The 24,659-nt window shown below is 53.2% G+C and carries 16 protein-coding genes; 7 read left to right on the top strand and 9 right to left on the bottom strand.

Annotation, left to right across the window (positions count from 1 at the left end):
* Positions 1-480 precede the first annotated feature (480 nt).
* A complete protein-coding gene (locus tag C8E01_RS06410; protein ID WP_116542528.1) occupies positions 481-1,500 on the top strand; it encodes an AAA family ATPase in 1,020 nt (339 codons plus the stop codon).
* Here the strand turns inward: C8E01_RS06410 and C8E01_RS06405 are convergent.
* From C8E01_RS06405 to C8E01_RS06385, 5 genes are all read right to left on the bottom strand, one after another.
* A complete protein-coding gene (locus C8E01_RS06405) occupies positions 1,461-2,828 on the bottom strand; it encodes an AMP-binding protein (protein ID WP_165820578.1) in 1,368 nt (455 codons plus the stop codon). The genes C8E01_RS06410 and C8E01_RS06405 overlap by 40 nt on opposite strands.
* Complete coding sequence (locus tag C8E01_RS06400) at positions 2,815-3,390, bottom strand: hypothetical protein (protein WP_116542526.1); 576 nt, start codon at positions 3,388-3,390, stop codon at positions 2,815-2,817. Before C8E01_RS06400 ends, C8E01_RS06405 begins: the two co-directional genes overlap by 14 nt.
* Positions 3,383-4,792, bottom strand: coding sequence for a DUF58 domain-containing protein (locus C8E01_RS06395; protein ID WP_116542525.1), 1,410 nt, complete (start codon positions 4,790-4,792; stop codon positions 3,383-3,385). Before C8E01_RS06395 ends, C8E01_RS06400 begins: the two co-directional genes overlap by 8 nt.
* Positions 4,793-5,144: 352 nt before the next feature.
* On the bottom strand, positions 5,145-6,107 hold the full coding sequence (locus C8E01_RS06390; RefSeq protein ID WP_116542524.1) for a hypothetical protein: 963 nt from the start codon (positions 6,105-6,107) through the stop codon (positions 5,145-5,147).
* The gene (locus C8E01_RS06385) at positions 6,095-7,687 is read right to left on the bottom strand and encodes an AAA family ATPase (protein WP_116542523.1); all 1,593 of its coding nucleotides are present in this window, start codon (positions 7,685-7,687) and stop codon (positions 6,095-6,097) included. Before C8E01_RS06385 ends, C8E01_RS06390 begins: the two co-directional genes overlap by 13 nt.
* A 228-nt stretch (positions 7,688-7,915) precedes the next feature.
* Here C8E01_RS06385 and C8E01_RS06380 point away from each other — a divergent pair, with 228 nt between their 5' ends.
* The 3 genes from C8E01_RS06380 to C8E01_RS06370 all read left to right on the top strand — a co-directional run bounded on the left by C8E01_RS06380 (position 7,916) and on the right by C8E01_RS06370 (position 13,645).
* Positions 7,916-9,802: a gamma-glutamyltransferase family protein gene (locus tag C8E01_RS06380; RefSeq protein ID WP_116542522.1), complete on the top strand. Its 1,887-nt coding sequence runs from the start codon at positions 7,916-7,918 to the stop codon at positions 9,800-9,802.
* A gap of 258 nt (positions 9,803-10,060) precedes the next feature.
* A complete protein-coding gene (locus C8E01_RS06375) occupies positions 10,061-11,578 on the top strand; it encodes a DUF5723 family protein (RefSeq protein ID WP_116542521.1) in 1,518 nt (505 codons plus the stop codon).
* A gap of 786 nt (positions 11,579-12,364) precedes the next feature.
* Positions 12,365-13,645 carry a serine hydrolase domain-containing protein gene (locus C8E01_RS06370; protein ID WP_165820576.1) on the top strand — a complete coding sequence of 427 codons (1,281 nt, stop codon included), beginning with the start codon at positions 12,365-12,367 and terminating at the stop codon, positions 13,643-13,645.
* On the opposite strand, the gene C8E01_RS06365 is transcribed toward C8E01_RS06370, so the two are convergent.
* Positions 13,635-14,477: an endonuclease/exonuclease/phosphatase family protein gene (locus tag C8E01_RS06365; protein ID WP_116542519.1), complete on the bottom strand. Its 843-nt coding sequence runs from the start codon at positions 14,475-14,477 to the stop codon at positions 13,635-13,637. The genes C8E01_RS06370 and C8E01_RS06365 overlap by 11 nt on opposite strands.
* A 182-nt stretch (positions 14,478-14,659) precedes the next feature.
* On the opposite strand from C8E01_RS06365, the gene C8E01_RS06360 reads away from it, so the two are divergent.
* From C8E01_RS06360 to C8E01_RS06350, 3 genes are all read left to right on the top strand, one after another.
* On the top strand, positions 14,660-15,310 hold the full coding sequence (locus tag C8E01_RS06360) for an SIMPL domain-containing protein (protein WP_116542518.1): 651 nt from the start codon (positions 14,660-14,662) through the stop codon (positions 15,308-15,310).
* A gap of 141 nt (positions 15,311-15,451) precedes the next feature.
* Positions 15,452-15,847, top strand: coding sequence for a hypothetical protein (locus C8E01_RS06355; protein WP_116542517.1), 396 nt, complete (start codon positions 15,452-15,454; stop codon positions 15,845-15,847).
* Positions 15,844-17,667, top strand: a complete 1,824-nt coding sequence (locus C8E01_RS06350) for a M64 family metallopeptidase (protein ID WP_116542516.1) — start codon at positions 15,844-15,846, stop codon at positions 17,665-17,667. Before C8E01_RS06355 ends, C8E01_RS06350 begins: the two co-directional genes overlap by 4 nt.
* A 40-nt stretch (positions 17,668-17,707) precedes the next feature.
* Here C8E01_RS06350 and C8E01_RS06345 read toward each other — a convergent pair whose 3' ends face one another.
* From C8E01_RS06345 to C8E01_RS06335, 3 genes are all read right to left on the bottom strand, one after another.
* On the bottom strand, positions 17,708-19,231 hold the full coding sequence (locus C8E01_RS06345; protein ID WP_116542515.1) for a calcineurin-like phosphoesterase C-terminal domain-containing protein: 1,524 nt from the start codon (positions 19,229-19,231) through the stop codon (positions 17,708-17,710).
* 91 nt (positions 19,232-19,322) lie between these two features.
* On the bottom strand, positions 19,323-20,765 hold the full coding sequence (locus tag C8E01_RS06340) for a SusD/RagB family nutrient-binding outer membrane lipoprotein (protein WP_116542514.1): 1,443 nt from the start codon (positions 20,763-20,765) through the stop codon (positions 19,323-19,325).
* 69 nt (positions 20,766-20,834) lie between these two features.
* A complete protein-coding gene (locus tag C8E01_RS06335; protein WP_116542513.1) occupies positions 20,835-24,026 on the bottom strand; it encodes a SusC/RagA family TonB-linked outer membrane protein in 3,192 nt (1,063 codons plus the stop codon).
* Positions 24,027-24,659 lie beyond the last annotated feature (633 nt).

Below are 24,659 nucleotides of genomic sequence, written 5' to 3'. Positions count from 1 at the left end.
GTAAAATAGTAATAGCTAAAATAGGAGATATGTTGAGCTGTCGTGTTCATTTCTGCTGGCTAATATCTGATATATTACTTACAAACAAAAAATTAGAGCTGAAAATATTTTTAAAGCGTACTGATTCAATGCTGTTTGAAACCTGCTAAATAAGCGTTTCTGTAAGATTGAAGCTGATTATCAACGGAGGGAATTGTCCCTTTGAGGCCAGAGCCGTTATGATATAGTAAAACATGTGCAAACTCACCTATAATTCTGTTTCTGTTAAGAAACCTGGTTGTAACTGAGGTGCCCTTAACCCGGGAGTTCAAGCCAAAGCAACTGGTGGGGGCAGGAGCCCTCTTTACCAAGATCCTTACAGGATGACATAGAGTGTAGCATGAGAAGGCCCAGTGTTATTGGCCAGACTAATTCAGCGGGAAGATTTTACATTTTGAAGGCTAGCTTGTAACTTTCCTGCTCAAGTCTTCAGGCACTTACATGGTAAAAGCTTTTGTGTTCGGCAAGTTTCTTCCTTTCCATAAAGGGCATCAGGCGATGATCGAATTCGCTCTGACGCAGTGTGGGTTTCTCACTGTGCTGGTGTGCTGCAGTGACCTGGAAACTATACCTGCGAAAATAAGGCAAAGCTGGATAGAGCACACATTTAGCGAAGAAAGCCGTTTAGAGATCAGGGTATTTGATTACCTGGAAAGTGAATACCCCAATTCATCGGAATCTTCCAGAGCGATCTCGGCCATCTGGTCCCGTAAGTTCAGGGAGCTGGTGCCAGACTGCACGTTGGTCATCACCTCGGAGCCCTATGGCAACTATGTGGCAGAGTTCATGGGCATTCAACATATAACTTTTGACCAAGGCCGCCGTCATTTACCGATCTCTGCGTCCGCTATCCGAAACAATCCTGTGGCAAATTGGCACTACTTGCCGGATGCCGTAAAATCCTATTACCAGCAAAAAGTCATTCTGCTCGGCACAGAATCTACCGGCAAGACGACGCTCACGCAACTTTTAGCTAAACATTATGGTGCTGGCTTTGTGCTGGAGGCAGGCCGTGACCTGATTGAGGATTCCAACGAGTTCGAGCTTAACGACCTGTATGCCGTGGCCCAGGAACATGCTCACCGTCTAGCTTCCAGTGCTGTTTCAGACTCGCCCCTGCTGTTCATCGATACGGATGTGCACATCACACAATCCTACGCCAGCTTTATGTTTGGAGAACAGCTGGATTTGCCTCCTGAGATCTATACCTGCAACAAGGGGCAGCTCTACCTATACCTGCAGAATGACGTGCCCCATGTGCAGGACGGCACCAGGCTCAGCGAGGTAGACCGCAATTTGCTGGATATGTCGCACCGGGCTACCTTGCAGCGCTATGGTATAGCCTATCATGAAATAAGCGGCGACTGGCAGCAACGTTTTGAGCGGACGGTCGCCCTGATTGATCATCAGCTACTGGTGCATTATACGCCTGCATCTTCCAGCGCAAAAGCACTGCTATAGTTCACGACCTTGCTATGTCGCATCGCCTGAACAGGGTGAACCTCTACATCAACGGCTATACCTGTTTTGAAAATCCGCTGCAGCACATCCTGCACAGCAGGTGCAATCGCTTCGTCGCTCCAGCCGGTGAAGGTGAGTCGGTAGCTTTTGTCCTGGTGAAGCGTGAAGCCAGCCAGCGGCAATGGCATCATCGCGCGTGATATCTCAATGTTGTTCACGAGTTCACCAGCAAGGGTATAGAAAGGTACCGGCAGGCGGGCCTCCAATCCGACCAGGTAAGGTACACCATTCTCCATCTCGATGCTGCAAAAGTCGCCTGTCCTATACCTGATCAAAGGCAGAAAAGGATTGTTACCACCCGTGATCACCAACTCTCCCCTCTCGCCATAAGGCAATGCCACGTCCTGGTGTTTGTCAAACACCTCCAGGTATAACTCCGGCCGAATCGCTCTATACCTGTCTCCTTCCGCAACAGCAACCATCCGGCATTCAGTCAGGGAATAAATATCCAGCACCGGGCAACCGAAATAATCCTCCAGCTTTCGACCTATACCGGCGGTAAGTTTCATGGCGGATGACACCAGCACCTTCGGACGAATGACAGGCTGCAATTTGAGTAAGTCCAGAAAAGCAAAAGGGTCGCCTGTGAGCACCTGCGGATCATACTTTTGGAGGTATAGCAAGCGATCATTCAGATCTTTCCAGTCAGCAGGATTCAGGTTGATTTTCAGCACACCTGCCCCGTTCAGGTAAGTCGAGAGGGAAGCGTAGGTAAGGGTTTCCTGCTGGGAGCAGATCAGGGCGATGGCGACCTTGTCTGGCGCAGCGTCGAGGGTAATACCGTACTGCTGCAAAATGGACTGCAGCTGCGGAATCCAGCAGGCCTGCGACACCGGGTCAAAGAGCACGTCCATGGCCGGACCTGTGGTGCCGGAGGTCTGGTACACGAGCAGTTCCTCCAGCGGAGCATCCTTCGAGACAAAATCCCAGGGAGCGGCACGCAAGTCACTTCTGCTAATGGTGGGTTGCTCAGCAAAAGAGCGTGTTCTGTCTTTGTAAAAAGGAACTGTATCGATGCACCAGTTGAGGTAATCCTCCAGCCAATCTGGCTGCTCTCCGACTTTCCAGAATGCCTTGGTGTTCGAGATTTTATGGGCGTAGGCTTTTACCTTTTCCAGGTGTGCCGCTTCCAGCCTGTCGCCGCTCTGGAAGTTATATCGGGGCGCGAATTCATCTTGCCGCAACTGCTGTAGAAAAGACAGGTCAGGCAGCAGCGGGAAACGCTCCTTGTCATTCAGCCCAATGCTGGGTTTCTTATTCTCTGCCATACACGTTTGCTGCTTCACGCGCCTTTTGTTCAGCCATTTTACGCCTGATTTCCCGTATCCTGTCATAGGAGGCCTGCGAACCGCGCAGCACATCCTGGCGCTTCAAGGTATCCAGCGCTTCCAGCCTGTCCGCTGCCTCCAGCGCCGACTCACCGGCAGGTATAACCTTGCACCTTCTCAGGGCCAACCGGATAAATTCTTCGACCCGGTCTTCTTCCTCCACCCACTCCCGCGCCTGCACATATGGACTCAGGGACTGCAGTTCATCATTCAGAAAATCATCTATACCCAGGACCCAGTCCGGTTTGCCCGCAAAGAAAGGGTGATGAAAAAACCAGCATCCCACCTGCATGGCGATCAGGTGGTTTTCATCATACTGCCAGAGATTGACCAACGTGGGAAGCGCTGCATCCTGTACGCTAAAGTCACCATGCACTTTTCTGTACATGTCCTTGAGCAGCACCTCGGTATGCGGCACCGCCCCACGATTCAGCGGCGGACACTTAAAAAAGTATTCCGGGCAGCTCTTCAAATGGTAAAACAAGGTATAGATGTCAATCATCCGTTCTCACGCTGTAATGGTTCTGAGAAAATTCAGAAGCGAATTCAAGCAGTTGCTGCTCGTTGGTTACATAGTAAACGTGCCAGCCCATTTTCTTCAAACGTTGCACTTCTTCCTGATGCCATGTGGGCTGAGAATGCAGCACCAGCGTACCAACGCCACCGGCATGGGCAAGCGCCTTTTCCATCGTCACCCAGTTGCTGATGTTGGTGGTTTCGTTGACGGCACCCAGCATCCGGAAAATGTCGTCGTCCGTCACGATCACCACATGCGCCTTGTCTTTAGCGGGCTGTCCAAAAGGGGTTTCCAGGCGGGGCACACCGTAAGCATAGCCCGTCCCCAGGTATGAAGTCAGCACCGTGAGCACCTCAACATCAGAGGAGCGGAAGTCGTCTGTTTCCATGAAACTGCCCGGCTCACCGGACAGGCAGCCCATCACCTTCGCCCCTGCTCTAAGAGCAGACAAACCAATGACGGTGGCTGCCAGTACAGGCCAGGAAAAACGCTGCCTTGGATTCCCCATCGAGCCAGAGCAGTCGATGCCGATGTACACGTCTAGTGGCTTTTTGGTTTCCGCATCATCTATGTCAGACCCGTAAATTCTTTTCACGGTATTGTAGCCTGGGAATATCTCAGGCGAGCCGACTGCCGATTCGATCCAATCAATTTCATCCATTGGGTCACTGATGTCCCAGCTTTCAGTACCTTCTGGTAAACTGAGCGATACCGGATTGGCGGCTTCCAGGGGAAAAGACACCAAATGTGGCAGGGCGATCTCGCGGTAATAGTTATTGATCAGTTCCTGTTCGTCTACTATGGGATTGATCTGCTTGAATAGATCGATGTAGCGGCCGGGATTCAGGTAGCGTTGCCGTGGTCCTTCCCCGCCTGCTTCTACCCGTCCGAAAGTATCTCCTGAAGCCTCCTGGTTTCCGCCCCGCTTCGCAGCCTCCACCCGAGGGTCAATGATGCTGGACAATCCTTCTTCATCGATCTCCACCAGACCAGCGATCATCCCGCCCCCCTCACCGGCGTATTCAGCGTCCAGGTAGATCATAAAGACCTTCCTGGCTTTCTCGTATTCTTTGTCTTTTATCATGTATGGATAGAGCAGCGCGGCGAACCTTCCGGCACCTTCCAGCCAGTTTTTGGCATAGCTTCTGATCAGGGAAGCGGCCAGCGAGGCATCTGCATCGATCATGGGATCATGTTTCTTCGGCTTTGCTCCCAATGCGCCCCGATCCAGCTTCCAGAGGTACTCGAAGGTGCGCATGTAGAACTGCCATAACTTGGAAGTGGAGGCACCCTGCTGGTTAATTTTCTGGTAGACCGCTGCCATCTGCAGGCTCTTTTTGCGCTGCAGGGTGTCATTGATGAGCAGGTCCGCATACAGGTTGGCCACAAAGGGAGCCCGGTCTTCGATGTCCGCCAGGCACCACCTGTGCGGGAAAGCAGCACGGCGTTTTCGTGCAGATTGGCCGGGGTGTAAATGTGATGGCCGATCTCATGCGCCAGAATTTCGACCGCATAATCAGCTACGTCCTCCTGCAGCACTTTCTCCAGATCGATCACGATCCGGTGATCGTTCAACCTGATCATGGCAAAGCTGCCGGTCAGTCCTTCCTGTACGGCTTGCGCAGAAGTCGAGCACCAGACCGGCTCACGTAATTTTATAAAAGGACTCCAGACTCGCTTGGCCTGCTGCCAGCTATTCTTCCAGTGCTGTAGCACTGTTTCCAGATCAAGCTTTGTAGCTATCGCGTCCATCCGTATACAAATAAATGGTGAGAACTCGCCCGGGTAAGCACCAAAGTAGAAGGCAGTAAAACAGCGGAAATCACATCATCAAATGGTATTGCCTGCTTCCCGAACCGGGCTTTATAAGCTTCCAGCCCCTGCAGGTTGGAGCGCTTCAGTACAGCTTTGGGCTGCACCGGCACATCGGGCAACAAGACACTGCCAAAGGCATCGGCAAAGAAAGCATACGCCTGCTCCCCGTCGCTTGCCAGCAGCTGATTGCCGAGCTGCGTCACTCTAGGCGGTGATGCGAAAGTACCGCCATAGCCCACGTAGCCGCCAGGTGCTCCAATAAATTGAGGGGCAGCCTTCTCCGGCCATTCCTGCTCAAAAGCAGAGCCTAAATTTAAGTTCGGAAAGGCACCTAGCAGCGCCTGCTTCAGTACGTCCCTGAGTTTTGAGAACTCCTGCTGTGCCCTTTCCCGCAGGTGCGCCATACCTACCAGCCAGGCATTAATCCTGCCCAGGGCCAGAAACTCTTCCAGCGCGGGCACATACCCGATAGTACCTTCCATAGCAGCGATCCATTGCATCACCTGCTCCGGCTGGTGGGCTCTGATAGAGTCCAACGCCGCGTTGATGGCCGAGAGCAATCTGCCAGGGTATAGCCCGACCAGAGAGGGCACCTTCACGCATAAGCGCCAGGCGGCCTGGTACTCTTCTTCATGCACGATGCCAGCCTTGTTGCCGAGCAACTGCAAGGTATAGGTATAGCAGGCCCTGAAAGTCTGCGGCAGGTGATCCGGGTATAGCGCATCCACGGCACGCACGATAGGCTCCACCGTCTGCACCATCCACCGGCTCAGCACGGCTCTGTCAATGGGACCATACTTCAGTTCGTTCTCCTGGTACAGCTGGTTGTAAAGCACCCCGTTTTCCTGCAGGTGCTGGATCAGGGGCGTGTAGCTTATTTTTTCCATTGCAACCAGCGTCTGTAGTTGGTATACCTCTGGTGGAAGTACTTCAGCTTCAGAATGTCATCATGGCGATAGCCGTACAGCTTCTTCTCCTGCGACCATTTGTGCAGCTGCTTTTCAATCTCCAGCAACCTTCTGTCCACCTCCTTCTTCGACACATTCTCAAGCCCTTGTCTGAACTGCGCATCGAAATACTCCACCGGGTCCTCGGTGTCCATGTCCTGACTCATGTATTCCTCACAAGACAGGTCGAAGAGCTTGCGCAACCACACGATCCGGTCTACGCGGTAGCTTTCATTGCCGGCCTGGTCAAAATAGGGTGATTCCAGGTGCGGCACCAGCGAGTCGTGGAGCACGAATGGCAGGATCTGCCGGATGTCCTCCAACTCCACCTGCTTGTTGCCTCTGAAATAGGCCAGCGCTTTGGCATAGATGAGCAGGGTCATGATCTTCCGCACCGAAACACCGTTTTTGGTCTGTGAGCCCAAGTCCTTCACATGATCCTTGCCGGTTTCTTTTCTGAAGAGTGTTCTGAAGTCCAGACCCGAGAGTTTGGCGGTGTCTTTGGTCATGTACTCCAACTTGTCGGATGATGACTCGAAGAATTCGAACTGGCGACAGAAGAACTCCAACCTTTTGCGAAGCGGCGGGGCAATCGTTACACCTCTGATCTGCTCATGGATCTGGTCCATCTCCTCTTCTGTGAAGATGATCTCCTCCGGGATCATGGACTCCGGTTTGTAGTTGAGCTCAATCCTCTTCTGCAGGTCCTCGATGAAGCGTGTGTTGAAGTGGAAGGCCCGGATCACAATGTCGATCCTGTCTTTCAGCGCTTCGATCACCTGGTAGGTGCCACCGCCGGCATCATCGTTCGCGGTGAGGTACCAGGCTGCCTGCGGACACTCAAATATCTGGTCGAATATCTCGGCATAGTTATCGGATAGCACCGTGAGCAAGGCTGACTGGGTACGTGTCGGAATGCGGTTATACTCGTCGATGATCTTCACCCGCATGCCCAGCCACTTGCGCCAGGCGATCCGGATGTCAGAGGTCTTCTCTGCCTTTACCATGTCAGCAGGCAGCGGATGGCCCAGCAAATCGGAGATCGTCATCTGCGGCTGTCCGTGCTGGATGGCCCGGAGCACGTCGGTTTTAGAATAGCCGGCCAGCAAACCCATCAAAATGGAAGTGGCTGTCTTACCGCGACCTGGACCACCTACAATCAGGCACTTCCCGCGTACGGCCAGTGTTAACAAAGGTATCAGCACGAAGCTGGAGTAGCTTTGTCCCTGCGGCAATGTCACTTCTACTTTGCTATCCCCGAATACAAAGCGCTTCGACTCGCCGTCCTCATATTCTATGTCGTAAAAGGGACTGATGATGGCTGAGTTCGTGATCCAGAAATAAGCTTGGCGCAGTTTCTCGTCCAAACCCAGTTGGAGCTGTCCGTTTTCATTACCGTCTTCACTGGCATACAGATCCTTTATATCGAAAGCGGCAAACTCAGAAACATCCTGTGGGTTGGTGGGTGCGGAAGGCACTTTCTGGAAGAAGCCGAGGGCTTTGTTGACTATTGTATTCATTAGCTGGCTGATAGGTTAGCTTTGGCACGTGGGTAGAATATCTCTCCTGCTAAGCTGCAAATTTTCTCTCTATTTACCAGCCGTTTTGCCGGAAATATAGTATTACCTGATTATTTAGCGAAACTATACCTAGGTTGCCATACTATACCTTGTAAATCGTACAAATGCTCCCATCAACATTGGGCTGCTTGCTGAAAATCACTAAATTGATCTCCTAAACCTTAACAAATGAAAAGACTCATATCCCTTTGTCTGCTAGCCTTGCCCCTGTTTCCGGCGGCGGCACAGCAGACCCAGAAACCGGTGCTGCACGGCAAAAACTGGGTAGCCATTACCGGCAAACCACTTGCCGCCACTGCCGGTGCCATGACCTTCCAGAAAGGCGGCAATGCCGTGGATGCCGCTTGTACCATGCTGGCGGCCACCTGCACCATGTGGGACGTACTGAGCTGGGGCGGCGAAACGCAGGCGCTCATCTACAACCCCAAAACCAAAAAGGTGATCGCAATTAACGCCCTGGGTGTCGCCCCAACGGGTGCAACTGCCAAGTTTTTCAAAGGCAAGGGCTATAACTTCCCGCCAGAGAATGGTCCACTGGCAGCAACCACGCCCGGCACAGCAGGCGGACTGATGCACATGCTGGCCAACTACGGCACCCTGAGCCTGGAGGAGGTACTGGCGCCGGCCATGGAAATGGCAGCGGGGTACCCGATTGAGGCGCAGACGGCTAACAGTATCGAACGAAACAAAGAACTGATCAAGCAGTGGCCTTACAGTAAAAAGGTGTTCCTGACGCACCTGGGCGAAGAACGCGAGGCCCCTTACGCCGGCGAGATCTTTGTGCAGAATGATCTGCTGCAGACACTCACTAAGTTAGTAGAGGCCGAAAGAGCCGCCCTGAAGCAGGGCAAAAACCGTAAAGAGGCTATCATGGCCGCCTACGACCGCTTCTACAAGGGCGATATTGCCGAGGAGTTTGTGCGGGGATCCAAAGAGCAGGGTGGCCTGATCACGATGCAGGACCTGGCCAATTGGAAGCCGATCGAGGAAGAGCCGATGATGGTGAACTACAAAGGCGTGGAGGTATACAAGCTGCAACAATGGACGCAGGGTCCAGCCATGCTGCAGGCGCTCAACATCCTCGAGAACTTTGACCTGAAAGACATGGGCTACAACAGCACCCGTTACATCCATACCTTGTACCAGGCCATGAACCTTTCCTTCGCAGACCGCGACTTCTACTACGGTGACCCTTACTTTAAACCGGAAGAGCCGATGAAAGGATTGCTCAGCAAGGCGTATGCGAAGCAGCGGGCCAGCCTGATCCGCTACGAGAAGAACGACGCCAACATTGGCCCGGGTGATCCCTACCCCTTTGAAGGCCGCAAGAACCCCTACCTGAAAATGCTGAAGAAAAGAGGTTACGAGCCGGACACCGTGCGCCGCAACTTTGCCCCCACCCACGACCAGCGCACAGGGTCATTGCAAGAGGATGCTGAGTACCAGGACCGACTGTGGCGCGGCACCACCACTATTGAGTCGGCTGACAAAGAGGGTTGGATCGTTTCCATCACGCCAAGTGGCGGCTGGCTGCCGGCTACGATCGCGGGTAACACAGGCATCGGTATGAGCCAGCGCATGCAGAGTTTCGTGCTCGATGCGGAGCTCAATCCTTTTAACGTGGTGGAGCCGGGCAAGCGTCCGCGGGTAACCCTCACGCCTTCCATGGCACTGAAAGACGGCAAACCGTTCCTGTCCTTTGCCGTGCAGGGCGGCGATACGCAGGACCAGAACATGCTGCAGTTTTTCCTCAACGTGGTGGAGTTTAATATGAACGTGCAGCAGGCGGCCGAAGCGGCCAACTTCAACACCAACCAACTCTGGCTCTCGCTCGGCGGCACGAAGATCGACGACCGCAAGCCAAAGCCAGGCCACATCCTTCTACATGAAAGCACACCGGAGTCGGTGCGGAATGAGCTGAAGAAGATGGGCTATACCTTGAGTTTCGGTGGCCGCACCAGCGGACCGATCAACGCCGTCTTCTTCGACTGGAAGCACGGCAGCTTCTGGGGAGGCTCCAGCAACCACGGCGAAGACTACGGCATCGCCTGGTAAGGTATAGCAAACTCATCATCCACTACAAAGCCCCTTCAGATCGAAGGGGCTTTTTTTTACTAAATACCCATATGTAGGTATTGGCGCAACCGATCCATAATGCTACTTTTGCCGCCTCTGAATGCAAAATATTGTTTTTTTGATGATTATCTGTGCCCTTGCCCTTTGCATTTAGTAACGTGTTTTATGTCCGAATGCCTTTCCAGGCTATGATCTACAGCTTACCTTTTTCTATTTACTCACTCTTATTCACATTGCATGAATCGAAAAGTTTACGCATTAAAATTCGGGCTATGCCTTGGCCTGCTGGCATCGCCCTTCTTACCACTATCAGCACAGGCACAGCAGCTAGGTATAGCCAACAGCAACTATGCAGGCACCAACAGCCTCTATACCAATCCATCCGCCATCGCTGATTCCCGCCATAAATTCTTCCTGAGCCTGTTTTCAGCTGAATTTGGGGCCACCAACAATTACCTGCGCTACGATGCGCCGATGTCGCTGTTCAAGCTGGCACGGCAGGGCGAGGAGTTCAAGAGCGAGTACATACAGGAGAACCTCAATGGGAAGCAGAAGCTCGTGATGGCAGGTGCAGACTTCAGAGGTCCTGCCCTGATGGTACAGTTGAGCCCCCTGCACAGCATTGCCGTAACAACCCGTGTACGCGCCGCAGCGCAGGCCAACAACCTGTCAGAAGAAGTGGCGCGTCTGTACAAAGTGGCAGACGGCGAAGACAACAGCTACCTGTACAAGCGCTATACCGGCAACAACATGAACCTCAATGCCAATGTGTTCTCGGAGTTTGGCCTGAGCTACGCCCGTGTCGTGCTGGACCAGGGACCGCATTTCGTGAAGGCTGGCCTGACGCTGAAGCGCTTGAACGGTGGCTCGGCCGCATACCTGAACCTGGAAGACACTGACCTGCAGGCTGAGGAGAGAACGAATGATGTCACCGGAGATGCCGAATACGTGGTGCAACTCGACAAAGTGCATGCCCGCTATGGCTACGCCGCTATGCCGGAGTTTGACGCAGCCGAAAGCGGAGACCTGCTGGGCCTGCTATTCGGAAGCAAAAGCGCCGGCAATGGCTGGGGCGCTGACCTGGGCTTTACGTATGAGTACCGCACCAACAACCCGGATTACCAGATCACCCGCAATGGGCAGGTGCTGACCAACGTGGAGCAGAACAAGTATAAGTACCGGGTAGGGGTTGCCCTGATGGATGTGGGCAGCATCAACTACAACAACCCGGACCTGGTATGGGCCTATGACGTGCAGCGCACAAACAAGGAAATCAACCTGACTGATTTCGGCGATGCAGAGACCACAGAGGAAATGCTGGACTACCTGAACGAGCAACTGGACGTGAGCGAAAGTGAAAAGACGACATCTTTCCGCGCAGCCCTTCCAACTGCCTTGCACATCAACGTGGATTATCGACTGACGCGCAACCTCTACGCAAACGCCACCCTGATACAAGGCGTGCGCGGCCGCAATGCGATCGGGATGCGCCAGAACTCGCTGTTTGCCATTACCCCGCGTGCTGAATTCCGGAAGTTTGAACTTGCCATGCCGCTTGCCCTGCAAAACAACTACTCCGTGCTGACTGTGGGAGCGATGGTGCGCTTCCTGAATTTCTACATCGGTTCCGACAACATTGGCGGTGCCTTTAACCTGGGCAAGCCTTATGGCGCCAATGCCTATGTGGGCGTGTCGCTGCTGCCACTCCTGAATCGCAACCCGAAAGAGAAGAAGGTAAGCACCACGGCACAGTAAGCAGCTTGATTATACTACAAAAGCCTTTCCTAAACCCCGTAACCAGACCAGTTACGGGGTTTTTGTTTCTCAACCCAGGTATAGCCTATCCATTCCGTTCCTGATACCTGACTCTATACCTCGCCTGATACCGATGCAACACCTGGCTGATTTGCCCAACACCTTTAAGTAGCCCTGACGCATCTGGCAACTTAGGCTTCTAATTGAAAACAGGTAAATTTTAAGCAGCAGATTTTAAAAAAATGGATGGCACGTCATTTCGGCCCCCTACATATAATCCAATCGTTTCGTTTGATTTTCTATATATATCAAACTTCCTCTAATCCTTCATAACACAAGCTACTCATAATCAACACCTAACCTCATCGCAAGTTATAGCAGGCCATAGAAGTGAAGTATATTCAGTTTACTATCCCTTAGAAAGTCACAAGTATTTATTAAAAACAACCTTAAATTTCGAGATAAAAGTTTACGAATACTATGGAACTAATACAATTATACATTACTATATCGACCTAAAATATAAAATTAGTGCAAATACGGTTTTTAATTTTTTTTGTTTCAGAACCTCTCGCAAATTATATTAGCCTCAGAATCTACTTCCAACCGGAACAGATTCAACTGCCCGCTATACCTGCACTATGAAAAAACGGCAATAGCCAAGGTATAAGCTATACCTGGTGCCGCCGCCTTTTTACGATTTTAGTACCTATTACCCTTTACAGTATGTACAGAAGGCTAAGTGCCGCGCTGCTTCTGTGTAGTATGTTGGCATGTCAGGTTATTATGGAAGGACCTGTTGATTTCAAGAACAAGCTACTGGAAGCTGGCAAGTTCTCTTTCTCTCATTTCAGCGAAAGCAATTCGAAGCAGATGACGGCCATTACATCCACCACGGGTGGACTGGTGTACCTCTCTCCTGCCGCAACTCATAGCACCAACTCCAATTCATCATCTAGCAGCGCCGAAAGCGCTGTGGCAAAACGAGGTATCTATTACAATGTAGTGGCAGCAGATGGAAGTGTAGTGCAGCAGGAGGCGGTGCCCGGCTCGGCTTTTATAGATTTCGACGAGACGCTCCATGCGATCATGCAGCGCTATGACGTACCGGGCCTTTCTGTCTCCATTACCCGAAACGGTGAGCCGGTCTTTGTCAGAAGTTACGGGTATGCCGATAAGGAGAGCAATGAACTTGTGAGTGACCTGAGCCTTTTCCGGATCGCCAGCTTGTCCAAACCCATTACGAGTGCTGGCATTCTCAAACTGATTCAGGATGGCAAGCTGACGCTGGCAGACAAAGTGTTTGGTCCGGAGGGCATCCTGGCAGACGAGTTTCCGGCACCAGCGGCCGACCCGAACATTGAACTGATCACCGTCTACCACCTGCTCACGCATACTGCCGGCTGGACTACCAAGGGAGGCGATCCGATGCTGGTCGAGCATGCTGCCACGGCCAGGGAGATCATTACGGATCAGCTACAGCACCAGGCGCTCGGTCACCACCCCGGTCTGACAAACGCTTACTCCAACCTGGGGTACAGCATCCTGGGCAGGGTGATCGAAAAAGTGACAGGCAAATCTTACCAGGCCTACATACAGGAAGACATTTTGCAGCCGGCCAAGGTTTTCGGGATGCGCATCGCAGGCGACTCGGAAGCGGAAAAGGTCCTGAACGAGGTGAAATATTATCAAAGAGAGCACAGCCCCTACGCCTATAACATGACACGCATGGATGCCCATGGCGGCTGGCTTTCCAGCACAGGCGACCTGATGCGCTTCATGGCCCTGATCGATCGCAACCCGGTTATACCTGATCTGATCGGAGAGAACCTGCTGCAGACCACCTATTTCGGAGGTGATACCTGGACGCACTTCGGCTCCCTGCCCGGCACAACGGCCGTACTGTCCAGGGTCAACGACGAGTACAGCTTTGTGGTGCTGGCCAATACCCGCTACAACCGGTCCCCTAACCAGATCGCAGACGAGGTAAGCGATGCCCTCAAGCAGAAGATTCTCTCCATGGAAAACTGGCCTTCCGGTACGGAGCAGCTGGCCTCTAACGACTAACAGAGGCAGTCGGGAGCTCAAACACCGCCACGACCGGCCGGTGGTCTGAGGCATAGCTTTCAGGCACTACGCGATGCGACTCTACCTTTAACTTGGAGGCATGCGTCACAGCGATGTAATCGATGATGCGGTCGGGCTCGTCCTGCGGAAAGGTAGCTTCGCAATTCGTCAGGCAGGTGCGCTGGAACACCTGGTCAAGCGCTTTGATAGCTGGACTGTCGGGGTAGTCGTTGAGGTCGCCGGCCAGGATGAAAGGCAGTTCGTCTGCGGCGGCGGCGTTGATGGTTTCTACCTGCTGCTGGCGGTTGGCACTGCTCTGTATGTCGAGGTGGGTGCTACCGAAGCGGATATGCTGCCCTTCCGTTAATTGCACGGTGGCAAGCGCCAGCACACGGCCTTCTGCGTTCGGACTATCCTCTTTCGGCAGCTCTACTTTAATGGTGTCTGAAAGCGGGTACCGCGACAGGATCGCGACACCATACTCCCCTCCCCCAAAATCAATGGCCTTTGCAAAATAATGGTGCATCCCGAGCATTTCTGCCAGCGCCTGCGCCTGGTGCACGTTACCCGAACGCGGCTGACGGACATCCACTTCCTGCAAAGCCACCAGATCCACCGCTTCCTTTCGTATCACTTCAGCGATCGCCTCCAGGTCAATCACCCCTTTTCTACCTGGTGGATTGGCGTGGTGAATGTTGTAGCTCATCACGCGCAATTGCGGTGAAGCGGTTTCGGGTTGGCTGTTGCCAGCGCTTTGCAGTGATGGAGCCACACAGGCAGTTAACAGCAGGAGGCAAGCCAGAAAGATCAGAATTGGATTGAAATAGCACATAGGTTCAGGTATTGCTTCGTAAATATAGTCATCTGCCAGTATACCCTAAAGATATTCACCCACCCTTTACAGGTATAGCCTATCTGCAAATGTCACTTCACGGCATAAAAGATTGAAATTTTCGAATTATTCGGTTTATTCTATATATTGTAGCATCATTCAACCTGAATCAGGCCTGTGCTATGAAACGCAAACTACAGATTACGGGGCGCGGTAAGCTTTCTGTTACCCCCGACATCATGCTCCTTTCTTTCAGTGCGGTGGCGCAGGAATGGGAATACGATAAAACGATTGATTCGCTTAACGCCAAAGTGGAGGACTTGCGCGTCCTTATCGAAGCGGAAGGTATAGAACGGACCAGGCTCAAGACCAAGGATTTTGGGGTTCGAAAAGAAACCCAGTGGAACCGAAAAACAGAGAAGTCTGACTTTCTCGGCTACAGTGCCACGCACCGCCTGGAGCTGGAGCTGCCGCTCGACAAGGCACTCATCAACAAACTGCTCAGCCAGATCGCCCGGCAGCTGGACAACCTCGACTTCAGCATTTCATTTGGTGTAAAAGATGCCAGCGGACATCAGCAGCAGCTGATCCTGCAGGCTATTGCCAAAGCCAAAGAGAATGCCGCCCTGATCGCCAAAGCCACTGAGGTGGAGTTGCGCGAGATCCTCGATATTGACTATTCCTACCGTGAACTGACCATCCGCTCCCAGCAGCACGACTATGCCTTTTACGACAGCGAGGTGCTGATGGAAGCCTCCGCCCCTGCTCCTGACTTCGAGCCCGATGACATCGATGTAGCCGAGACCGTGACCATCACCTGGCGGATCGGGTAAGCTGATCGTGCCTTATACCTAAGCTTTATTTTGATGCGACTACCTATACTTATACCATTAATAATCACCGTCTTATCATCCTGCCAGGTAAGCAACACTTCAGGATTAACGACAGAGGCAGAAAGAACCGGGGGACAAGCCATGCCCAGCGCAGCTGCACAAATCATTTTTCTGGATCTGGAGCTTAAACGGGACAGTCTGACAAAGGAAAGCTTGGTGAAGTTGCTGAACAAGACCGTGACGGAGGGCAGAATGAAAAACCTCGCGCACCCCTACGAAGAGCACGGGCCAGGTGCTTTGGTCTGCTCCTTTCTGAGCACAGCCGGTCAGGTGCTTTTTACCACCACTATACCTGACCCGTTGGCGAACACACTTGAATATGCCTCCGAGTCAGGTGAGCTCCAGAAGAAGACCTTTCAGCTGCAGCAGGCTGCCTTCACCCTCAGGGCACCTTATTACCCGGGTACGAGCCAGTTGCTCATCGAACAGTTACAGGAAGACAAACAACCTAAAGAAATCGCGAGACTAACGCTATGAAAAGGCTACTGATTACTGTATGGCTGGTGCTTTGCAGCGTGCTGCTCGCCCAGGCACAAAAATTTGAGGTCGACACGATCCTCTACAACGGACCATCCGACAAGTACATCAATTTTGTGTTTCTCGCGGACGGCTACCAGGCAAACGAGCTCGGCAAGTACATGGAGGACGTAAAGGGCACCGTGGACGGAATTTTTTCCAAACCGCCTTTCCGGGAGAACAAGGGTTTCTTCAACGTGTTCGCTATCAAAGTTCCTTCTAAACAGAGCGGGGCCAGTCACCCCGGAACGGCCAATGACGAAGGAAATAGCAATCACCCGGTCGCTAAAGTAGACAATTACTTCGGCTCCACATTTGACTATGGCGGCATCCACCGGCTACTGGTGCCCACCAATAACATGGCTATTTCGGCGGTGCTGGCCAATAATTTCCCGGAATACGACCAGGTGTTCGTGCTCGTGAACAGTACCTACTATGGTGGCTCGGGCGGCACCTATGCCACCAGTTCGACCAACGTACAATCAAAAGAGATCGCCATACACGAGATCGGGCACTCCTTCGCTAACCTGGCCGATGAATACTGGGCCGGTTCGCAGTACGCCCGTGAACGACCTAACATGACGCAGACTTCCTCTTCTGAAACCGTTAAATGGAAGCAGTGGCTCAACAATACGGGGGTGGGCATTTACCCCTACGAAGAGTCTCCGACCTGGTACCGGCCACACCAGCGCTGTAACATGCGCTACCTCTCTACAATACATGAGGTCATTCACTTCTGCATGGTCTGCAACGACGCCATTACCAAACGAATCGCCAGTCTGATGGACCAGGTGGCCTTACCCGACAAGCCCGGTCAGATCAGCGGCCCTACCAAGCTATGTGCGCAGCAGGATGCTGTGAACTACAGCATCAGCCCGGTAAGCGGCGCCGGAGCCTATACCTGGACCGTGCCCGATGGTTATCAGATCATACAGGGGCAAGGTACCACCATGGTCACCGTACGCATCGGGCAGACGAGCGGACGAATCGGGGTGGCGGCGCAGAACTTCAACGGCCACTCCCCCAATTCTTACCTCGACGTGCAGGTGCAGGCTATTCCGCAGGTGAAGGCAGGCCTGGATGAAAGAGCCTGTCTGAATCAGGCTCCCTATACCTTAAGCGATTTTAGCCCGGCAGGAGGTTTTTGGTTAGGCAACGGCATGGACCAAAAGGGCACCTTCGATCCAGCCCTGGCCGGCATTGGAACGCATAAACTGACCTATACCTACACCGAGAACGGCTGTAGTGCCAGTGCCACCAAAACAATCACCGTATACCAGGTTCCGACGGTCAGCTTAGCAGCTTTCCAGCAGGTATGCTCCTCCTCCACCGACTTCCTGCTAACGGGCGGTTCCCCGGCGGGCGGAACGTATAGCGGGGACCATGTCGCGAATGGCCTGTTCAACGCCGCAGAGGCCGGACCAGGCACTCACCGCGTCAGCTATACCTACACCATGAACGGTTGCTCCCAGACGGTTGAAAAGGAGCTGACGGTGAGTGTTTGCACCAATACAAACGAAGCCGAAGTGGCAACAGGCATCCAGTTGTTCCCGAACCCGGCCAGCACCACGGTGCAGCTTACAGCTCAACTGACCGGCACCACCGAAGCCGCCCTGCAGGTATACAACCCGACTGGCAAACTCGTATTGAGTCAGCAGCTGTACACCCTTTCAGGTAAGCTGAAAGAGCAACTTGATCTGAGTAAGCAGCCCAAAGGCATCTACCTGCTCAGGCTGATCACCGAAAAAGGGCATGTAGACCGGAAGCTGTTACTGCAGTAATACAGCAACCAGATAGCGAATAGCGAATCACATACTATAGCTAGTGCACGGCGCTTTCCAGTTTGGCGAGTTTCAGTTCATCCCGGTACACATTCCCGAAGCGGTCCTTCACCTGCACTACAAAAACGGAATCCCCCGCAGACGGCCTGGCAAAAAACAGGTGATCGGTCGGTTGTGGCTCCACCCACTTGTGCCTGGAGGGCTTAGCGGCGCCCTCATGTAGTTCTATTGATAGTGGGTCCAGGGCGGTTTCGCGGGTCATCTCTCCCATGCGCCTGCCATCCTCCAGCCACTCCACTTTCCAGTTCGGGTCCCAGTTCCAGACGTTTACCGCCACGTGCTCCGGCTTCCCGGCTACGGCTCCCACCGGGTATACCCGCAACTGGTGCTCCTTCGGCAGGCCCGTCGACTTGTAGTACCACTGCAGTTCGCTGCCCTTTACTTCATACACACCGTAGCCGCCCGGTGTGCCGTCGTAACAGATCGGGCCCGTCCACCAGGCGCCGCACACTGTACCGTGCACGTGCTCGATGATGTTGTCGCCTTCAAACACCTTCTCGTTGAAGTGCGTATGGCCCGACATGAGGTGCGCCTTGTAAGGCTGCAGCAGACGGTACAGCTCTTTGCGATTCGACACCACGCCGCCCAGGGATGGCTCTTTCTCTTTGTTGCGCTCGTGCTGGCGGGTATAGGCCGGTATGTGCAGGCTCACTACCACGGTCGATCCTGGCTTCACCGTCGCCAGATCCTGCTCCAGCCAGGCCAGCTGGCGCTCGGTCAGGTAGCCGATGTACTTCTTGGCCGTGCCAATAAAGAACACGTCGTCGAGTACTACATAGTGCACCTCTCCCCTGTTGAAGGAATAGTAAGTCGGGCCGAACAGCTCCTTGAATTTTTCGGTCGAGCCTTCGTCGGTGCGGGCATCCAGGTTCATGTCGTGGTTGCCGATCACCTGGAAAAACGGTATACCGGCAATGGCCAGTGCCTCCTGGTAATCGTCAAACAGCTCAAACTTGTCCCATACCAGGTCGCCACAGCCAATACCATGGAAAAGCGTTCCCTGTGGGTAGCTGCTCATCAGCTGCTTCAGGTCTGGCGCTGACTCTCGCTTAAGCTGCTCGGCGTCTTCTTTCGAGATGATCTGCGGATCGGCCCACACCACGAAGTTGTGCCGCGTATCGTCCTGCGCCAGGCGCTTCAGCTCAAAATCAGCTTTGAAGCGGCCCCGCTGCGGCACAATTCTTTTATAAAAGCGGGTAATGCTTTTCTCATTTTCAAACTCGTAGCCGCGCGGTATGGACAGGTATACAAAGTCAGCGGTGGCGTTGCTGAGCAGTTCGTAGCGGCCAGCCGAGTCAGTCGTCACCACGTTGATGCCATCGGTCACGGAAACGCCTGCTATCCCTTTGCCCTGGGCGTATACCTTGCCGCTTAGGGTCACGGTGCTCAGGTCTTTACCGCGGGCAGGTATAGCGGGTTTGGCCTGTAAGAGATTCGGTGCCAGTGTCAGGCCCATACCTGTCAGGCCGAGTGATTTGAGGAAGGTTCTTCTTTTCTGAGACATTGTTAGATCAATCTGAAAATGGTGTTACAATTATAAAAGGAGTCGCGCTCATTGCGGGCAACGACTCCCTGTTTTCATAGCTGGTTGTTGATTACTTTTCCCACCAAACTTTGGTGTTGATGTCGTCGCCGCCCATACGCTCCACGGCTTTTTTATAGTTCTCGCTGTTCATCTGCTGCACGTTGGCTGGGTAGCGGAAACGCACCGGCATTTCCTGGTTATTCATCATAGCTTCCGTTTTAGGCAACACGGGCAGTCCGGTGCGGCGGTACTCAAACCACTGCTGATAATCAGTGAAGTACAGCGCCAGGTACTTCTGCAGCATGATGCGCTCCAGCGAGCCATCGTAAGCAGCGGCCGGGTTCTCGAAGTAATCAGCCGGAACTTCGGCGCCCCACTGTGCGATGGCAGCCTTTACGCCCTTCTCGTAGTGTGCCTGCGCATCGGCGCCGGCAATGCCTTTCTGCGCCAGCTCCGCCTTGATGAATTCTACCTCGGCATAGCTCATCAGCACCGTGATCATCGGGGCAGTCACAAGGGCAATGTTCGGGCTGGACGGAGAGAAACCGAACTGCGCACTGTTGCTGTCGAAGCCACTCGGGATTCCCTTGTAGCCTAATTTGGTTTTGCCGTCAGTGGAGGTGGCTTCGCCGAAGAACTTCGGTCGGCGCGGATCATTCAGGGCGTTCAGGTGATCGATGAAGAAGGAAGAGGCAGCGCGGCCTGTCCTGAAGTCAACGGCACGGCCCCATGGCGATACCAGTGGCGGAATGCCGGTAATTTTAAGGATAGCCGCCTGTTCATTGCTGGTGAACACCGGGTTTGCCCCCGGGTTGTTGATGATCTCGGCCATATGAGTCACAGCGTTCATCTCAGACTTATTAGACACTCTGAGCAGCAGGCGGAGGCGCAGGGAGTTTGTGAAGCGTTGCCAGTTGCTCACGTTGTTGCCGTAGAGAATATCCGTGCCAAACACCATGCCCCTGGAAGTGTTGTAGAGGGTGTTCGCCCGCTCCAGGTCGGCCAGTATCTTTGTGTAGATCTCTTGCTGTGTATTGAAGGCAGGGTAAAAGATTTTCTCATCACCACGCGATGCCTCTTCCATGGGTACATCCCCGAAGGAGTCGGTCAGCAGCGAGTATACCCAGGCATTCAGGGTAAGGGCAATGGCCTCGTAGTTAGGGTCCTCTGCCGCTACGGCTGCAGCCTGCATTTCCTTAATATTGGCGAGCCAGCGGTAATAGGTGTTCCAGGTAGAGTTGCCAGCGGTCTGACCTATATCGTAACGGTGCACGCCACCCGATGCACTCGGGAACGGAACTGATACCTGCATCAGATCAAACGTGAAGGCATTGCTCCTGGTGGCGTTAAAGCTCGACACCTCATAGACGATCGGGTTGAGCAGTGTGCCGGGGCTGATCTTTTCGATCAGGTTAGGATTGATGTTGACCTCCTCGAAGTCGTCGGTACAGGAAAAGCTAAAGCAGCTCAGGATAACCAGTACCGTCAGAATTTTATTTATACGTTTTGTCATTGCTTTGAAAATTTGGGAAGCCGGCCTGAGGCGCCCCAGGCCGGCCCTGGCTATTTTTAAGAGTTTGAATTAAAGTTGCAGGGTAACATTCATTCCGAAGGTTCTGGTAGAAGGCATCTGCCCCATTTCCACGCCCGGCATGATGGTGCCGCCATTCAGCGCAGCCGTCTCCGGATCGAAGATCGGGAAGCTGGTGAGCATGGCCAGGTCGCGGCCGTAGAGAGACACACTTGCTCCTTGCAGAAACCTTGTTTTGGCGAGCATCGTCTTCGGCAGGTTATACTCCAGGCGTACTTCGCGCAGCTTCAGGAAGGAAGCATCAAATGAGTTGGACTCCACGTTGGCGCGTCGATAATAGCGCGTGTAGTAGGCCTGGGGCGTTACTTTTGCCGTGTTTGGCGAGAAGGTGCCGTCGCCGTTGTCCACTACGCCGTCACCGATGATGAAACCATCCTCACGTCCCATCAGCGTGCTCTTCAGCTTGCCCTGTTCGGCCATCTTATGGTGCGTCTGAGAATAGATGATGCCGCCGTACTGACCATCGAGCAACACGTTGAACCGGAAGTTCTTGTAAGAGAATTCATTGTTGAAACCGGCCTTCCAATCAGCATAGGCATTGCCGATGTACTGTGTCTCAGCCGGATAAGCCGGCAAACCTGCCTTGTCGTACACGATCTGTCCGTCAGGGCTTCTTACAAAACCGAAGCCGTAGATGTCGCCTGTGCTTCCACCCACCCTGGCAATAATGCTAGCCTGACCACCTCTGTGTATCACCTGCTCATCAGCTCCGAGGTCCTCTGCCAGTTCCATCACCTCGTTATCGTTCTTAGACCAGACCACCGACGTGTTCCAGCGGAAACCGCTTGTCTCGACCGGCGTGGCGTTCACCATCAGCTCTATACCCTGGTTACGTACCTTTCCGGCGTTCATCACCGCCCTGCTATAGCCCGTGGTGGGGTCGAGCGGGATTTCCAGGATTTGGTTTTCCGTGAAGCTTCGGTAGAGGGTAACGTCCATGCCCAGGCGCCCCTGGAACAGCCTGTACTCCAGGCCGGCCTCGTAGCTGGTGGTCAGCTCCGGCTTAAAGTCCGTGTTGTGCAGTGTAGTAGGTACCGAGCCGGACGCCGCGAAGTCGCTCTGTCCGTAGTACTTTCTGGTCCTGTAGGGGCCTGTATCATTACCCACTTTTGCCGCGGAAAGCCTCATCTTGGCATAGGACACCTGGCGCGGCAGCGTAAAGATATCGCTCAAAATAAAGCTGGAGTTGATGGAAGGATAGAAAAAGGAGTTGTTCTGCACCGGCAGCGTGGATGACCAGTCATTACGGCCCGTCACGTCCACAAATACCTTGTCCTGGTAAGAGAAGGTGGCCAGACCATACAAACTATTCACGTGCTTGTTTGCATGGTTGGTGGTCATCATCGGGTTGCTGAGGCCGTTGGAGAGCTTGTATACCCCCGGTATCACCAGGCCATCAAGCACTCCATTAGTCAGCCTGTACTTTTGGCGCCGGGTGTTACCGCCAAACGAAGTCCTGATATCGATGTCGCTGCCGATCTTTTCCTTGTAAGTTACCAGGAAGTCGTTGTTGATCTCATAGTCGAAGATGCTCTGCTCCTTGTAGTAACCGAACGGGAAGTTGGCTGTGTTGAACGGACGCCTCTGCGCCCGATCTTCCTGTCTTGTCGTAAGAGCAGAGCGCACCAGCAGGTCGAATTTCGGGGAGATCTCATACGTGGCCGAGAGGTTACCCACCGTGGAATAGTTATTCATCGCGTTCGTCATCTCGTAGGCAATGACATAAGGGTTGTCAATGTAAGAGCTGAACGGGTGTATCTGCTCCAATTGCTCTTTCCCCTGCTTCCATCTCGGCTCATACCAGGCCAGGTCCACGTTCGGGTTCTGGAAGATCATGAAGTAGGCAATCGACTGGTTGCTGTAGCCGGTCCCCGGCAGGTTATCGCTCTTCTTGTGCGTGAAGTTAACCTTGGAGTTCAGTTTCAGCTTATCCGACACGTTATAGTTCAGGCTCAGAGCGGCCGTCATGCGCTCAAACCCGGTGTTAGGCATGATCCACTCGTTCTTGGAATGCGTCAGGGAGGCGCGTGCCGAACCTCTTTCATTGCCACCATCCACGGCTACACTGTTGGTGATGGTAGAGCCCGTTCTGAAAAAGCCTTTGATGTTGTCCTTATAGGGCCTCCACAGCTGGCGTTCTGCCGACTGCCCCTGCAGGGTAGGGTCATACTGGTAGAAGTACTGCCCGTCGAACTTAGGGCCGTAGGCACTGCTGGTGCCGCCTGTGTTATTGCCATCCTCCGACACATGATATGAGTAGTAGGGCTGCCCTTCCTTATTCAGGTTATGGGTGCCCTGGCCATATTCATACTGGTAGTCCGGCCACTGCAGCACATCGTTAAAGCTGAAGTTGGAGTTAAGCGTCACGCCCAGGCCTTTTTTCCTGCTATTGCCTGATTTGGTAGTGATGAGCAGCACGCCGTTGGCGGCACGGCTGCCATAGAGCGCCGCCGCGCTTGGTCCTTTCAGGACGGTGATGCTTTCAATGTCGTCGGGGTTGATATCGGCAATACCATTGCCAAAGTCCACCGGGATGTCATTGCCTGAGCCTGCCCCATAGGCATTGTCAACGCCTGAACTGGTCAATCCGCTGTTAAGCGGCACGCCGTCCAGTATGATCAGCGCGCTATTGCCGTTAGGGTCCAGCGAGTTATCCCCACGCAACGAGATGCGTGTAGAGTTCACAGGCCCTGAACCAGGAGAAACCAGTGTCAGACCTGCCACCTTACCTGAAAGGGCGCTTGCAAAGTTATTGGAGCGCGCGTTGGTAAGGCTTTCACCGCTAACCGTTTGGGTAGCGTAGCCCAGCGCCTTCTCCTCCCGCTCTATACCCAAGGCGGTTACCACCACCTCGTTCAGCTGGTTCTGGTTGGGCTGCAGTTGGATGTTGATGAAGTCCCGGTTTCCAATGGGCAGCTCCTGCGCGAGGTACCCGATAAAAGACACCACCAGCACATCGCCCTGGTTGCGGACAGTCAGTTTGTAATTCCCGTTGCCATCGGTAATGGTTCCGTTGGTCGTACCCTTTACGGCCACACTGGCACCCGGCAGGCCTGTGCCCTGTTCGTCGGTTACCTTGCCCTGTACCGACAGCGACTGCGCCACGGCCACCTGACAGCAAAGCAGCAGGAGCAGTAAAGCGGGTACTTGCCGTTTCAATAGTGTAAAAGTTCTTACTAGCATAGCGAAAGATGTTGGTTTATCTGATCGCAAAGCTATCCCGGGCAGGTTACCCGAATATTAAGGAAAGGAAATGTAAAGGTTAAGGAATCGGGAAGTGTTTTTGAAAATCTTGACCTTTTAATAATGTGTAAAATACCTGTGTTTGATTTAAAGAGCTGGAGGCCCAATACAGTCAACTTAAGCATGTAGCTGTAGTTTCATGTGCACAATTGTCATCCCCCTGCCCCTCCCGAAACAAGTCCGGGATCTTCGACTTCAAAGGGGGACTTTCTGCTGTTACTAATTCACCGGTATAGCTTTGTAGCTTATGTATCTTGTTCATGATGAACCCACCCCTGCCCCTCCATTTAAAGAGGGCCCCTACCCACTACTGTTCGAAACCTGTAAAAAATGCTTTTCATGGCGATTAAGGCCAATTTACAGCAAGAGCAACTGTCCCCTTGAGGGGACCATAGGGGTGTAAATAGCTGCCGTTTAGCTATGTTGCTACTGCACTAGATGGTCTTCGGCCTATGGAACACCCCTATGGTTCCCTCAAGGGGACACTCCTAATTGTCAAAAAAGACCGTACGGACTTAATAACTGCGTATCTCACAGGTTTCGAACAGTAATGGCCCCTACCCCCAGAGGGGA

The sequence above is a fragment of the Pontibacter virosus genome (assembly GCF_003096355.1).
GTDB lineage: Bacteria > Bacteroidota > Bacteroidia > Cytophagales > Hymenobacteraceae > Pontibacter > Pontibacter virosus.
The sequence above is the reverse complement of the archived record's forward strand: the minus strand, read 5'-3'. Positions and strand labels throughout refer to the sequence as shown.

Excerpts from the sequence above, each read along its gene's own strand:
- C8E01_RS06345 (WP_116542515.1), bottom strand. The coding sequence starts at position 19,231 with ATGTCTCAGAAAAGAAGAACCTTCCTCAAATCACTCGGCCTGACAGGT.
- C8E01_RS06405 (WP_165820578.1), bottom strand. The coding sequence starts at position 2,828 with ATGGCAGAGAATAAGAAACCCAGCATTGGGCTGAATGACAAGGAGCGT.
- C8E01_RS06385 (WP_116542523.1), bottom strand. The coding sequence starts at position 7,687 with ATGAATACAATAGTCAACAAAGCCCTCGGCTTCTTCCAGAAAGTGCCT.
- C8E01_RS06365 (WP_116542519.1), bottom strand. The coding sequence starts at position 14,477 with ATGTGCTATTTCAATCCAATTCTGATCTTTCTGGCTTGCCTCCTGCTG.
- C8E01_RS06360 (WP_116542518.1), top strand. The coding sequence starts at position 14,660 with ATGAAACGCAAACTACAGATTACGGGGCGCGGTAAGCTTTCTGTTACC.
- C8E01_RS06370 (WP_165820576.1), top strand. The coding sequence starts at position 12,365 with ATGGAAGGACCTGTTGATTTCAAGAACAAGCTACTGGAAGCTGGCAAG.
- C8E01_RS06340 (WP_116542514.1), bottom strand. The coding sequence starts at position 20,765 with ATGACAAAACGTATAAATAAAATTCTGACGGTACTGGTTATCCTGAGC.
- C8E01_RS06390 (WP_116542524.1), bottom strand. The coding sequence starts at position 6,107 with ATGGAAAAAATAAGCTACACGCCCCTGATCCAGCACCTGCAGGAAAAC.
- C8E01_RS06400 (WP_116542526.1), bottom strand. The coding sequence starts at position 3,390 with ATGATTGACATCTATACCTTGTTTTACCATTTGAAGAGCTGCCCGGAA.
- C8E01_RS06380 (WP_116542522.1), top strand. The coding sequence starts at position 7,916 with ATGAAAAGACTCATATCCCTTTGTCTGCTAGCCTTGCCCCTGTTTCCG.
- C8E01_RS06350 (WP_116542516.1), top strand. The coding sequence starts at position 15,844 with ATGAAAAGGCTACTGATTACTGTATGGCTGGTGCTTTGCAGCGTGCTG.
- C8E01_RS06355 (WP_116542517.1), top strand. The coding sequence starts at position 15,452 with ATGCCCAGCGCAGCTGCACAAATCATTTTTCTGGATCTGGAGCTTAAA.
- C8E01_RS06410 (WP_116542528.1), top strand. The coding sequence starts at position 481 with ATGGTAAAAGCTTTTGTGTTCGGCAAGTTTCTTCCTTTCCATAAAGGG.
- C8E01_RS06335 (WP_116542513.1), bottom strand. The coding sequence starts at position 24,026 with ATGCTAGTAAGAACTTTTACACTATTGAAACGGCAAGTACCCGCTTTA.
- C8E01_RS06375 (WP_116542521.1), top strand. The coding sequence starts at position 10,061 with ATGAATCGAAAAGTTTACGCATTAAAATTCGGGCTATGCCTTGGCCTG.